The sequence below is a fragment of the Campylobacter concisus genome (genome assembly GCF_003049735.1).
Classification (GTDB): domain Bacteria; phylum Campylobacterota; class Campylobacteria; order Campylobacterales; family Campylobacteraceae; genus Campylobacter_A; species Campylobacter_A concisus_AN.
Genome location: NZ_PIRM01000001.1, coordinates 632,009 through 645,347, shown reverse-complemented (window position 1 = coordinate 645,347; position 13,339 = coordinate 632,009). Strand labels below are relative to the sequence as shown.

At 40.1% G+C, this 13,339-nt stretch carries 10 protein-coding genes; 8 read left to right on the top strand and 2 right to left on the bottom strand.

Annotated elements, in window-relative coordinates; genetic code table 11:
• Positions 1–48: 48 nt before the first annotated feature.
• Complete coding sequence (gene fliW, locus CVS97_RS03245) at positions 49–432, bottom strand: flagellar assembly protein FliW (RefSeq protein WP_054196362.1); 384 nt, start codon at positions 430–432, stop codon at positions 49–51.
• A gap of 112 nt (positions 433–544) precedes the next feature.
• Between fliW and CVS97_RS03240 the strand changes: the two genes are divergently transcribed.
• Together CVS97_RS03240 and lon are read left to right on the top strand one after the other, a co-directional pair.
• The gene (locus CVS97_RS03240) at positions 545–1,192 is read left to right on the top strand and encodes an outer membrane protein assembly factor BamD (protein ID WP_107690928.1); all 648 of its coding nucleotides are present in this window, start codon (positions 545–547) and stop codon (positions 1,190–1,192) included.
• A gap of 8 nt (positions 1,193–1,200) precedes the next feature.
• Positions 1,201–3,618 (top strand): endopeptidase La, encoded by a 2,418-nt coding sequence (lon, locus tag CVS97_RS03235; protein WP_107785047.1) that lies wholly within the window; start codon positions 1,201–1,203, stop codon positions 3,616–3,618.
• 495 nt (positions 3,619–4,113) lie between these two features.
• On the opposite strand, the gene CVS97_RS03230 is transcribed toward lon, so the two are convergent.
• Positions 4,114–4,572 (bottom strand): methylated-DNA--[protein]-cysteine S-methyltransferase, encoded by a 459-nt coding sequence (locus tag CVS97_RS03230; protein WP_107785202.1) that lies wholly within the window; start codon positions 4,570–4,572, stop codon positions 4,114–4,116.
• A gap of 126 nt (positions 4,573–4,698) precedes the next feature.
• On the opposite strand from CVS97_RS03230, the gene CVS97_RS03225 reads away from it, so the two are divergent.
• The 6 genes from CVS97_RS03225 to ilvA are packed head-to-tail and all read left to right on the top strand — an operon-like array spanning position 4,699 to position 13,332.
• Positions 4,699–7,284, top strand: coding sequence for a bifunctional aconitate hydratase 2/2-methylisocitrate dehydratase (locus CVS97_RS03225; protein WP_107785046.1), 2,586 nt, complete (start codon positions 4,699–4,701; stop codon positions 7,282–7,284).
• A 36-nt stretch (positions 7,285–7,320) separates the two neighbouring features.
• A complete protein-coding gene (locus CVS97_RS03220; protein ID WP_107785045.1) occupies positions 7,321–8,532 on the top strand; it encodes an ankyrin repeat domain-containing protein in 1,212 nt (403 codons plus the stop codon).
• Positions 8,533–8,540: 8 nt separating this feature from the next.
• The gene (locus tag CVS97_RS03215; protein ID WP_107785044.1) at positions 8,541–9,287 is read left to right on the top strand and encodes an SDR family NAD(P)-dependent oxidoreductase; all 747 of its coding nucleotides are present in this window, start codon (positions 8,541–8,543) and stop codon (positions 9,285–9,287) included.
• 9 nt (positions 9,288–9,296) lie between these two features.
• Positions 9,297–10,991 (top strand): Na+/H+ antiporter NhaC family protein, encoded by a 1,695-nt coding sequence (locus CVS97_RS03210; RefSeq protein ID WP_107785043.1) that lies wholly within the window; start codon positions 9,297–9,299, stop codon positions 10,989–10,991.
• A gap of 2 nt (positions 10,992–10,993) precedes the next feature.
• The gene (gene trmA / locus CVS97_RS03205; protein WP_107785042.1) at positions 10,994–12,097 is read left to right on the top strand and encodes a tRNA (uridine(54)-C5)-methyltransferase TrmA; all 1,104 of its coding nucleotides are present in this window, start codon (positions 10,994–10,996) and stop codon (positions 12,095–12,097) included.
• 23 nt (positions 12,098–12,120) lie between these two features.
• A complete protein-coding gene (ilvA, locus tag CVS97_RS03200; RefSeq protein WP_021090937.1) occupies positions 12,121–13,332 on the top strand; it encodes a threonine ammonia-lyase in 1,212 nt (403 codons plus the stop codon).
• Positions 13,333–13,339 lie beyond the last annotated feature (7 nt).

Here is a 13,339-nt window from a genome sequence, read left to right as displayed (position 1 = left end):
AAATAACAATAAAAAATCTCTCCTTAGATTTTTAAAAACTTTTAGCTACTATTTTTGTATAAAATTTTCTATCATTTCAGCTTGCCCGTACTGAGGATATTTGGCAATGTCTAAAACGACTTGGGATAAGGTCATATTGTCCATATTGCAAACAATAGGAGCTATAAAATTTACAGTTGATTTTTCAAGCGGGAGTGCAACAACGATAATGTTATAAATTCTAAGTTGAGAGCTTTCTTTAATCTCCATAAGATCTTCATAATAGCTTGGAATATCGAATTCGTAGCTTCTTAACGCAAAAGGATTTATCATTGTAAAAGATGTCTCATCATCTTTGCTTGCTAGCTTAACAAAAAATTTATCAAGTTCAATTAACTCCATCGTCTTGATATGCTCAAAGCCTAAAATAGGGCTTTTAACACTAAAAATCATACTAACTCCTATTTTGTAAAGTTGCCGTATTTTATCATAGTTTTAAAAAATTTATACAAAAATAATGCCAAAAAATGTAGAATACGAGGATTTAAACTTTTTAAGGAAAAGCATGAAAAGATTTTCTAAATTTCTAGCAGTTGTAGCTCTTTTGGGGCTTTTTAGTGGTTGTGCTGAAAAATATACCGAGCTTTACAATCTAACTCCTGATGAGTGGTATGCTCAGGTTATCGCTGATATAAAAGACGGTGATCTTGAAGCGGCCGATAAACACTACGTTTCAATGGCTAGCGAGCACGTAGCAAGCCCGCTTTTGGAGCAAATTTTACTCATCCTTGCCCAAGCTCACGCAAATGACGAAGAGTATCTAATGGCAAATCACTATCTTGACGAGTATATCAAAAGATACGGCGACAACGGCCCAAAAACAGAGTTTGCTCAGTATCTAAAGATAAAAGCAAATTTTGACTCATTTACCCAGCCAAACCGTAATCAAAAGCTTATGGAAGATAGCGTAACGGAGATTGAGAAATTTCTTTATATGTATCCAAATACTGAATATAAGCCACTTATTGAGACTATGCTTATTAAATTCAAGCTCGCACTTTATTTCCTTGATATGCAAATAGCAGATCTTTACAATAGGACCGGTCGTGATGTTTCGGCTAAAATTTATGAGCAAAAGCTTGAAGATTCGCCGTTTAGAAACTCGGATCTTATCAAACCTGACGTGGCATGGTATAGAAAACTGTTTGAATAGGAGAAATTTTGCAAATAAACGAAAATAAAGGCTTCCCAACCGAAATTCCCATCATTGTTGAAGACGAGCTATTTTTATATCCATTTATGATAACTCCGCTTTTTTTAAGCGACGATGAAAATTTAAAGGCACTCGAACTTGCCATACAAGAAGAGACTCCGATCCTTGTGGTACCCACAAAGCCTCAGCAAGACGGCGCTAGAGACTTTGATGGTATCTATGATGCTGGTGTGATCGGCACGATAATGCGCCGTGTGCCACTACCCGATGGACGCGTGAAGGTACTATTTCAGGGCATTGATAAAGGTAAAATTTTAAAACAATCAGGCATAAATCCGCTCCGTGGCATTGTCGATATGCTCCACGTCAAGCGCCCATCGCAGGTCAAAACTGACGCACTCATAGTGGTTTTAAGAGAAAAAGTAAGAGAGCTTTCGCAGTTTAGCCATTTTTTCCCGCCTGATCTTTTAAAAACGATCGAAGAGAGCGCTGAGGCGATCAGGGTTTGTGACCTAGTTTCAAGTGCACTTCGCTTAAAAAAACAGATCGCATATAGTTTTTTTGTCGAGGAAAATTTAGAGCAGCGCTTGCTAAAACTAATTGACTACGTCATCGAAGAGATCGAGGCAAATAAACTTCAAAAAGAGATAAAAAATAAAGTCCATTCAAAGATCGATAAGACAAATAAAGAGTACTTTTTAAAAGAGCAGTTAAAGCAAATCCAAGCCGAACTTGGAGCGGACACGAGCCGTGAAGAGGAGCTTGAAGAGTACCGCAAAAAGCTTGATGCGAAGAAGAAATTTATGGCTGAGGATGCCTACAAAGAGATCAAAAAACAAATAGATAAGCTTTCGCGTATGCACCCAGACTCAGCTGATGCAAACACTTTGCAAAGCTATCTTGATTGGGTACTTGAGATACCATTTGAAAATGTAGCTAAGAAAAAATCATCTATCGCTGAAGTGAGCAAGCACCTAAATGCCGATCACTACAGCTTAGAGAAGCCAAAAGAGCGCATCGAAGAGTATTTTGCCTTGCGTGAGCTTTTGGAGCTTAGAGGTGTTGGCGAAAAGGTAAATAACGGCGCCATTTTATGCTTTGCAGGCCCTCCAGGCGTAGGCAAAACAAGCCTTGCAAACTCGATCGCAAAGGCGTTAAAGCGCGAACTAGTTAGGATCGCACTTGGCGGACTTGAGGACGTAAATGAGCTAAGAGGTCACCGCCGCACCTACATAGGCGCTATGCCAGGTCGCATTGTGCAAGGGCTCATAGAAGCTAAGCAGATGAATCCAGTGGTTGTTTTAGACGAGATCGACAAGGTTGGTAGAAGCTACAGAGGCGATCCAACCGCGGTTTTACTTGAAATTTTAGATCCTGAGCAAAATAATAAATTTAGAGATTACTACTTAAATTTCAACATCGATCTTAGCAAGATCATTTTTATCGCTACAGCAAATGATGTAAGCATGATCCCAGCCGCACTTCGAGATAGGATGGAGTTTATCGAGCTTAGCTCATACACTCCACAAGAGAAATTTGAGATCGCTAAAAAATATCTCTTGCCTCAGGAGCTTAAAAAGCATGGTCTAAAACCAAGCGATGTTAGCATCAGCAAAGAGGCACTTGAGCTAATAATTAGCGACTATACAAGAGAGAGCGGTGTGAGAAATTTACGCCGCAGGATCGCTGATATATTAAGAAAAGTCGCCAAAAATATCCTCACTAAAAAAAATGAGGGCAAGATCAGCGTCACGGCTAAAAATTTGAAAGAATTTTTAGAGAAAAAGGTCTATGAGATCGAGCCAGCGGATAAAAAAGATCAGATCGGCCTAGTAAATGGTCTAGCGTGGATGAGTGTTGGTGGCGACGTGCTAAGGATCGAGGCTATCAGGATCCAAGGCAAAGGCAATATGCAGATCACCGGTCAGCTAGGCGACGTGATGAAAGAGAGCGCTCAGATCGCATTTAGCGTTGTTAAAGTGCTGATAGACAACAAAAAACTAAAAGTGCCAATGGCTATCGTGCCAAAATTTGACGACGACAAACACAAGCTAGAAGCCAGCGACGTTTATAGACGCTACGACCTTCACTTGCACGTGCCAGAAGGTGCAGTGCCAAAAGATGGTCCAAGCGCTGGCATAACTATGGCAACTGCGATCGCATCTATACTAACCGACACAAAGGTAAGACACGACATAGCAATGACTGGTGAGATTACGCTAACTGGCAGGGTGCTACCTATCGGCGGACTAAAAGAGAAGCTCATCGCCGCTCACAAAGCTGGCATCAAAACAGCTCTGATACCTCGTAAAAACTACGACCGCGATCTTGTCGACATCCCAGCTGAGGTAAAAGCTGATATGAAGATCATCGCCGTAGATACGATTGATGATGTGCTAAAAAATGCCCTTGTAGCTAAAAAATAATCCTTTCCTAGCCCTAAGCGAGATTAAGGCTAGGAAAATTTATAAATTTTGACGATTCTAAAATTCAAGCAAAAAGCCATATAACGTATAAAGACAATTAATAATTTAAACAATATAAACACATGCAGAACATTAGAGAAAAATAAATTTTAAAATTTCATAAACGAGTGATTTCGGCTCTATAATTTGAACTAAGCGGTAAGCGAATTTAGATTTTAGTTTTTGCAAGTGAATGAAGTTTTAAAATTTGAAAACGCTTTATTAAATTTATAAATTCCTTTTTATTCAAAAGAGAGACAATGGGGCTTGAATTACGAGCCCGTCCTCTTATTTTCCTTTTTAAATCTACTAGATTCCTCACGTTCAAGGTGCATTCAATGGCGCTAAAACGTAGCATGTGGTTTAAAACTCTAGTAAGCTTAAATTTGGAGATGTGATATACTCGTTCATAAATTTTAAAATTTGCCGGACTTTTGTTTTGCTGTAAATTTTTAGCTATTTATGCTTTGCTTCATGCTCTAAAAGCCAGATTTTAGTTGGCAAGCCATCTCCACCCGAGTATCCGCCAAGCCCACTGCTAGCTAGCACTCTGTGACAAGGGATGATGATAGGCACTGGATTTTTAGCATTTGCTGATCCTGCCGCTCGGTAGGCATCTTTGTGACCTGCGGCAAGTGCTAGGGACGCGTATGTGGTCGTTTCTCCGTATGGTACTTTTTGTAAAGCCTCGTAAATTTTTGCTCTAAAATTAGTTGTTTTTATATCAAGCCTTACGCTAAATTTTTTAAGCTTGCCATTAAAATAAGCCTCTAGCTCATCCAAGCAAAGCTTTAAATTTTCATCTTTTACTGCAATTTTTTCAAATTTATCTACAAAATTTATCTCACAAATTCCATTTTTACTTGCAACGATCTCCAAAATTCCGATAGGCGATTTTAGGTAAGCTTTTGACACATTTGCTCCTTGAAATTTGAAATTTTGGGCAAATTTTACTTTAGTTTGTTTTGCTTTTTGATAAAATGCAAGCAAAACTAGCGATTTTAAACTAAAAATAACGAGCAAAAACCACAAAGGAATTTCATGAGCTTTTTTACCGACTACGAAAAACACGTGAGCGAGCGAGAAAAAGAGGGCGTGCCACCGCTTGCGCTAAATGCCAAGCAAACAAGCGAAATTTGCGAGCTAATAAAGATTGCCAGCAAGTCTAGTTGCGACGAAAAGGCACAAAGCGAGCTAAAATTTCTTATAAATTTGCTTGAAACTCGTATCAATCCCGGCGTTGATGATGCAGCGAAGATAAAGGCAGAATTTCTTGGTGAAGTAATAGACGGGCTTGCTGTTAACGGCCTTGACGCTATGCGTGCTATTAAAATTTTAGGCAAGATGCTTGGCGGATATAACGTTGAAATTTTGGTGCGAGCTCTAAAAAATAGCAATGAAAATATTGCACAAGCTGCGGCAAATGAGCTAAAAAATATCATCCTAGTGCATGAATATTTTGACGAGATCGTAAAGCTAGCAAGTAGCAATAAATTTGCAAAAGAGGTGCTTGTTTCTTGGGCAAATGCGGAGTGGTTTACGCATAAAAGACCAATTGAAACCTGTATAAACGCAGTCGTTTTTAAAGTACCTGGTGAGACAAATACTGATGACTTAAGTCCAGCGAGCGAGGCCTATACAAGGGCCGACATACCACTTCATGCAAAAGCGATGCTTGTTAAAAAGATGCCTGAGGGTCTAGAAATTTTAAAAGAGCTTAAAACTCGTGGTAAAAAAGTGGCGTATGTTGGCGACGTGGTTGGCACTGGCAGCAGCAGAAAGAGCGGTATAAACTCGATCCAGTGGCACCTTGGCGATGAGATCGAGGGCGTGCCAAACAAAAAAACGGGCGGTATCGTGATAGGCACGACCATAGCTCCGATATTTTTTAATACCGCTGAAGATAGTGGCGCACTGCCGATAGTTGCAAACGTAAATGAGCTAGAAATGGGCGATGAGATAGAAATTTATCCATTTGAAGGCGAAATTTATAAGCTTATTGGCAGCGAGAAAAAGCTCGTGGCAAATTTTAAACTAAGCCCAAATACTCTAAGCGACGAGATAAGAGCAGGTGGCAGGATACCACTTATGATAGGACGCCAAGTGACCAAAAAGGCTAGAGAGGCTCTAGGGCTTGGCGGGGAGCAAATTTTTATAAAGCCAGATCAGCCAAAAGAGCAGAGCGGTGGCTATACGCTGGCTCAAAAGATGGTCGGCAAGGCTTGCGGCGTACCTGGCATTAGAGCTGGAGCTTATGTGGAGCCTGAAATTTTAACTGTTGGCTCGCAAGACACCACTGGGCCGATGACTAGAGACGAGGTTAAAGAGCTTGCTAGCCTTAGTTTTGGCGCGGATTTTGTTTTGCAAAGTTTTTGCCACACGGCCGCTTACCCAAAACCAAGTGATCTTGTGATGCATGAGAGCTTGCCAAAATTTATAAATTTACGTGGCGGTGTGAGTCTAAAGCCAGGCGATGGCGTCATCCACTCTTGGCTAAACCGCATGGTCTTGCCTGACACGGTGGGCACTGGTGGCGATAGTCACACGAGATTTCCTATTGGTATCAGCTTTCCAGCGGGCAGCGGCCTAGTGGCGTTTGCAGCGGTGCTTGGCATGATGCCGCTAAATATGCCAGAGTCAGTTTTGATCAAATTTAAAGGCGAGCTAAAAGAGGGCGTGACACTTCGTGATCTTGTCAATGCGATACCTTATTTTGCTATCAAAAAAGGGCTTTTAAGTGTTGAAAAGAAAAACAAAAAGAACATTTTTGCAGGCAAAATTTTAGAGATAGAAGGGCTTGAGAATCTAAAAGTAGAGCAGGCGTTTGAGCTAAGTGACGCTTCGGCTGAACGCTCGGCGGCTGCTTGTGTGGTAAATTTAAGCGTTGATAGTGTCGTGGAGTACGTTCGCTCAAACGTTGCGCTAATTGATGCGATGATAAAAGCTGGTTACGAGAGCCGTGAGACTCTGCTTAGACGAAAAGAAAAAATGCAAAAATGGCTAGAAAATCCAACGCTTTTAAGAGCCGATAAAGATGCAAAATATGCTGAAATTTTGGAGATTGATCTAGCTCAGATAGATGAGCCGATTTTGGCGTGTCCAAATGACCCAGATGATGTGGCAACGCTAAGCGAAATTTTAGCTGATGACAAAAGAGTGCATAAAATCGACGAGGTCTTTGTGGGAAGCTGTATGACAAATATCGGCCATTACAGGGCGCTTGCTAGAATTTTGGAGCATGAGAGCAAGCTTACAACTAGGCTTTGGATAGCACCGCCGACAAAGATGGATAAAAGCACACTTGAAGATGAAGGTGTTTATGAAATTTTTAAAAGATTAAACGCAAGGACGGAGGTGCCAGGCTGCTCGCTTTGTATGGGTAATCAAGCAAGAGTAAACGATAACGCAGTGGTATTTTCTACATCAACCAGAAATTTTGATAACAGAATGGGCATGGGTGCGAAGGTCTATCTAGGAAGTGCCGAGCTAGCTGCTGTTTGTGCGCTACTTGGACATTTACCAAGTGTAGGTGAATATAAAAAGATAGTAAAAGATAGTCTTAGCTTTAATAAAGATGAAATTTATAAATATCTAAATTTTAATGAAATAAGCGAGTTTAGCATATAAATTTGTTACAATATCGCGAAATTTTAAGGAGTTTTGATGAAAAAAGTAGTTTTTTTTCTCTTTTTTAGCGTTTGTTCTTTGATAAATTTACACGCTTTAGAGTGCAGTGATCTTGCCAAAAAAGAGAGCTTTAAAACTACTCCAAACGATCTTGCTTACGCGAATGAGGGGCTATTTTACTGTGATGGTTCGCTTTTAAATTTAAAAGAGGTAAAAGAGCTTTTTGATGCGAGTGTGGCTGTGAGAAGTGAGTCTCAAAGTTGCGTTGGTGATAGAGTTTATAAAGAAAATTTAAACAAGCTCAGATGGCTTTTGTTAAAAGCGTCATTTGCGCCCGAGTTTTATCAAAAAGAGCTTGCAAAGCCAGAGGTTGCTGAGGGTGAAAAAGACGCCAGAATGGAGTATCTTAGATACTGGGCAAACGGGAGCTTATTTAATTTTTTAAAATATAAAAAATTTATCGAAGCTTACAAAAATGCTCAAACTCCGCTTGTAAAATTTTATGAAAGCCTGGGACTTGATACACCAAGCGCCGCTTACTACGCAACTAGCGTGGTAAATGAGTTTTTAACTTTTGGTGTCGGTAAAAGTGTAAATAAAGCTAAAATTTTAACACCTGAGCAAAATATGATGGCTCAAAGGATAAATTCCGATGAGCTGGCAAATTTGCTCTATTCGAAAAATTTCAGTACCGCTGAGCTTACAAATTTACTTAATATCGCACTTTTAAACGAAAAAAGTAGCGACATGATAAAAGAGATCATAAGGCGTGGGGCTGATGTAAATTTGGGTGATGAGACACCGCTATTTTTTGCTTTAAAAAATATAGAAAATGTAAAAATTTTACTTGCAAATAAAGCCGACGTAAATCATAAAAATTTCTTTGGAAAAAGTGTACTTTTTTATGCTGTGCAGTTTAGCGATAAGCCACTTTGTGAGCTTTTGCTAAAAAATGGCGCCAATGTCAACGAGAGCTACATAGATGAAAATGCCAAGATGAATATGATAAATTTGGGTGTGACGCAAGTTGAAGATACATGCGGTCTAGAGCATACGAACAGAAGCGTTTTTATGCATGCAGCAGCTCACGCAACGCCAGAAATTTTAAAGCTTTTGATAGATAGTGGCGCTGATATAAACGCGACTGATGACGCTGGATTTAACGCGCTTGACTATGCCATGAAAGAACAAAACGAAAAGACGATCAAATTTTTAGAAAATTTGGGTTTAAAGCCAAATTTCAATTAGGAAAAATCATGAAAAAGACAGCTTTTGTAACTGGTGCAACATCTGGATTTGGCGAGGCGATCGCCAGAAGACTCTCAAAAGAGGGCTACAAGATAGTCGCTCTTGCAAGGCGCGAAGATAGGCTAAAGAAGCTTGCAAGCGAGTTTGGCGATACGCATATCATTGTAGCTGACATACGCGATAAAGAAGCTGTTTTTGACGCAGTAGAGAGCTTGCCTGAAAATTTTAAAGACATCGAAGTGCTTGTAAATAACGCTGGTATGGCGCTTGGACTTGAAAAGACGATAGATGCAAAGGTGGAGGACTTTGAGGCGATGATAGACACCAACGTCAAGGGTCTTATCTACTCAACAAAGGCGGTTTTGCCACTACTTTATAAGCAAGAAAAGGGCTATGTCTTTAATATTGGCTCGACAGCTGGCTCATGGCCATATCCTGGAAGCAACGTTTATGGTGCTACAAAGGCCTTTGTAAAGCAGTTTAGTTTAAATTTAAGAAACGATCTAGTAGGTACAAATATTAGAGTCACAAACATCGAGCCAGGGCTTTGCAAGACTGAATTTAGCGAGGTTAGGTTTAGGGGAGATAAGGCAAAGGCGGATAGTCTTTATGAAAATACAAATTTCATCACATCTGAGGATATCGCGACGATTTTGGTAAATTGTCTAAATATGCCTGGAAGTGTCAATATAAATAGAGTCGAAGTCATGGCAAATACGCAGACTTGGGCTGGGCTTGCGATAGAAAAATTTTAAGGAGTTCTTGTGAGACAAATTTTATTATTACTTTTTTTTAGCGTTGCGCTTTTTGGTGTCGATCCAGAAGTGGCAAAGAGAAACGCTGAAATTTATGGCGTATTCACGCTTATACCGCCTGTTGTGGCAATAGCACTTGCTTTTATCACAAAAGACGTCATCTTGTCGCTATTTATAGGTGTTTTTAGCGGAACGTTTCTCATAAACATCATCAATGAAAACATCTTTATGGGTATCGTAAAAGGCTTTACCGGCATCGTTTCAAGGGTCGTTGAATCAATGGCTGATAAGACTGACTCAGGAATTTTACTTCAAGTGCTTTGTATCGGTGGTGTGGTCGCACTCATTACAAAGATGGGTGGCACAAAGGCGGTTGCTCTTTGGCTTAGTAAAAAGGCAAAAAGCGGCATTTCAGCTCAAATTTCAACATGGCTCATGGGAATTTTTGTGTTTTTTGATGACTATGCAAATGCTCTAATTGTAGGTCCAATTATGAGACCAATAAGCGATAAATTTAAAATAAGCCGCGAAAAGCTAGCTTTTATCATTGATGCTACCGCAGCACCGATCGCTGGTATTGCTATAATCTCGACATGGGTTGGCCTTGAGGTTTCACTCATCGAAAAGGGCTATGAACTAGTTGGAGAAACTGGTATTAACGCTTATTCTATATTTATTGAGACAATTCCATATAGATTTTACAACCTCTTCATCTTATTTTTTATAGTCTGTACAGCCTTGATGCAACGTGAATACGGACCAATGCTATTAGCTGAAAGACGTGCTAGAAGAGGCGAGCTTCACTCAGGTAAAACTCAAATCCAAGATCTTGAAGATAAAACACTTGAGCCAAAAGAGGGTGTAAAACTAAGCGCTGCAAATGCTGTTGTGCCACTTCTTGTGCTGGTCATTGGCGCATTTACTAGTTTTTATTTTAGTGGTCTTGCTGCACTTGAGGGTGATGCTCTTAAAAATGCACTTGTCAATCCGCTTTCATTTTCTACATTTAAAGATACTTTTGGCGCAGCAGACTCGGCTACATCGCTATTTCAAGCAGCATTACTTGCTAGTATCGTAGCTATCACAATGGGCGTTTGGCGTAAAATTTTTGACGTAAAAGAGGCTATCAGCACATGGGTAAAAGGCTGGAAAACTATGATAATTACAGTTGTGATTTTGCTTCTTGCATGGAGTCTTAGTGCTGTTATCAAAGAGCTTGGCACATCAAGATATTTGGTTGATCTACTAAGCTCTTCAACACCTAAATTTATATTGCCAGTTGCTGTTTTTATCCTTGGTTCATTTATTAGCTTCTCAACTGGAACAAGCTACGGCACAATGGGAATTTTAATGCCTCTTGCTATCCCGTTAGCTTATGCGGTCGGCAAAAACTACGGACTAGAGGGCGATGCGATGCATGCATATATGATCGTAAATATCTCAGGTGTACTTACAGGTGCGATCTTTGGCGATCACTGCTCACCGATATCGGATACTACGATCCTTTCATCAATGGGCGCAGGATGTAATCATATCGATCACGTATCAACTCAAATGGTCTATGCGCTTAGCGTTTGTGCGGTTTGTGTGCTAGTTGGTTACTTACCAGTTGCACTTGGTCTTAGCGTTTGGATCGCGCTTCCTTGCGGATTTTTAGCGATTTGGGCATTAGTTAGATTTGTTGGAAAGAAAGTAGAAGCATAAATTTGGATTGCAATTATTTAAAAGAGTGCGGCTCTTGCACTCTTTTTACTCCTTACGATGAGCAAATTTTATTTAAAACTGACCTTGTAAAACAAAATTTTTCAGAGTTTTATGATGGCGAGTTTGATGTTTTTAGCTCAACACCAAAACACTACCGCACGAGAGCTGAGTTTGGTATCTGGCATGAAGGCAGCAAGCTTAGCTACACGATGCATGCAAGCGAAAAGGGTAAAAAGGTCTTTATAGATGATTGTCCAAAGGTTTGCGAGCAAATTTCAGAGCTTATGCCAAGCTTGCTTTATGGCTTACAAGAGAACGAAATACTGCGCGCAAAGCTTTTTGGAGTGGAATTTATCTCTTGTAAAAGCGGTATTTTGGTTACACTTCTTTATCACAAAAAGCTTGATAATGAGTTTGAAGTGGCTATGAAAATTCTAGCCAGCAAGCTTGACGTTACCATACTTGCCAGATCTCGTGGGCAAAAGCTACTAAGTGGTGAGCTAAATTTGATCGATGAGCTAGACGTTGGCGGTGAAATTTATAAATTTAGCCTAAGTGAGAATGCCTTTATCCAGCCAAATAGAGCCGTAAATGAAAAGATGATTGCTTGGGCAAAAGAGTGCGTGCAAGGCGGTGCTGACCTCCTTGAGCTCTACTGCGGACATGGAAATTTTACTATTCCGCTTTCGTTTAAATTTAAAAACGTTCTCGCCACTGAAATTTCAAAGAGCTCGATCGCAAATGCCCTTAAAAACTGTGAGCTAAACAAGGCTAAAAACATCAAATTTTTGCGTATGGATGCTGATGAGCTTATGAGCGCATTTGCTGGCGTTAGGGAATTTAATAGACTAAAGGATATAAATTTAAGCGACTTTAACTTCTCTCACGTCCTTGTTGATCCACCCCGTGCAGGACTCAGCGAAAGTGTTGTAAATTTCATCAAAAATTTTAAAAACATCATCTATATCTCGTGCAATCCAGAGACTCTAAAAGAAAATTTAAGCGAGCTTTGTAAAAGCCATAAAGTGATAAAATTTGCCATTTTTGATCAGTTTGCAAATACTCATCACATCGAGTGTGGCGTGCTACTAAGGGCAAAAGAATAATTTAAAAAAGGAAAAATAAAAAAATGGTTTCACTAAATAAAATCATCCAAGCAAAGATTACGATCGGTCATTTCGTAAATAAAACTCCATTTGCTCTGAGTGCAAAACTTAGTAAAAATTTGGGAGCAAGCATCTATCTAAAAGAGGAAAATTTACAACGAACTGGAGCTTATAAAATAAGAGGCGCATATAATAAAATAGCTAGCCTAAGTGACGAAGAGAGAAAGCGTGGAGTCGTGGCTGCAAGTGCTGGCAATCATGCTCAAGGTGTAGCGATAAGTGCGAAAGAATTTGGCGTGCATGCTTGTATCATCATGCCAGAATCAACCCCGCTTTTAAAGGTTGCTGGTACGAAAGACCTTGGTGCAGAAGTTATTTTAAAAGGTGATAATTTCGATGAGGCGTATGCTTTTGCAGTTAATTACGCCAAAGATAAGGGTATGACCTTTGTTCATCCATTTAACGACGAGTACGTCATGGCGGGGCAGGGCACTGTTGGGCTTGAGATGCTTGATGAGATAAGCGATCTTGATATAGTCATCGTCCCAGTTGGCGGCGGCGGATTAGCTAGCGGTGTGGCAAGCTGTATAAAACAAGTTAATCCAAAGACAAAAGTAATCTGTGTCGGTGCAAAAGGTGCTCCAGCGATGTTTAATAGCTATGGCGCTAAAAAGAGCATAAACTCAAAATCAGTCCGCACCATAGCTGACGGTATCGCTGTGCGTGATGCGAGCGAAATCACGCTGGCAAATATTATTGAGTGTGTTGATGAGTTTGTGCAAGTTGATGACGAGGAGATCGCAACTGCGATTTTGTTTTTACTAGAGACGCAAAAGATCGTTGTGGAAGGAGCTGGCGCAGCTGGTGTGGCAGCACTCATGCATGATAAGATCAAATTTAAAAAAGGTGCAAAGATAGGCGTGGTGCTAAGTGGTGGAAATATCGACGTACAGGTACTTTCTATCATCATCGAAAAAGGTCTTATCAAGTCTCACCGCAAGATGACTTTGCAAATAACGCTTGTGGATAAGCCAGGAGCGCTCATGAGTCTAACTGATAGCCTAAAATCAGCAAACGCAAACATCGTCAAAATCGACTACGATCGCTTCTCAACAAGGCTTGATTATGGCGATGCAAGCATTACGATCACGCTTGAGACAAAGGGTCTTGAGCATCAAGAAAAGATCAAAGAAGTTCTTACTAAGAACGGTTTTTCTTTTACTCAACTATTTTAATTTAATG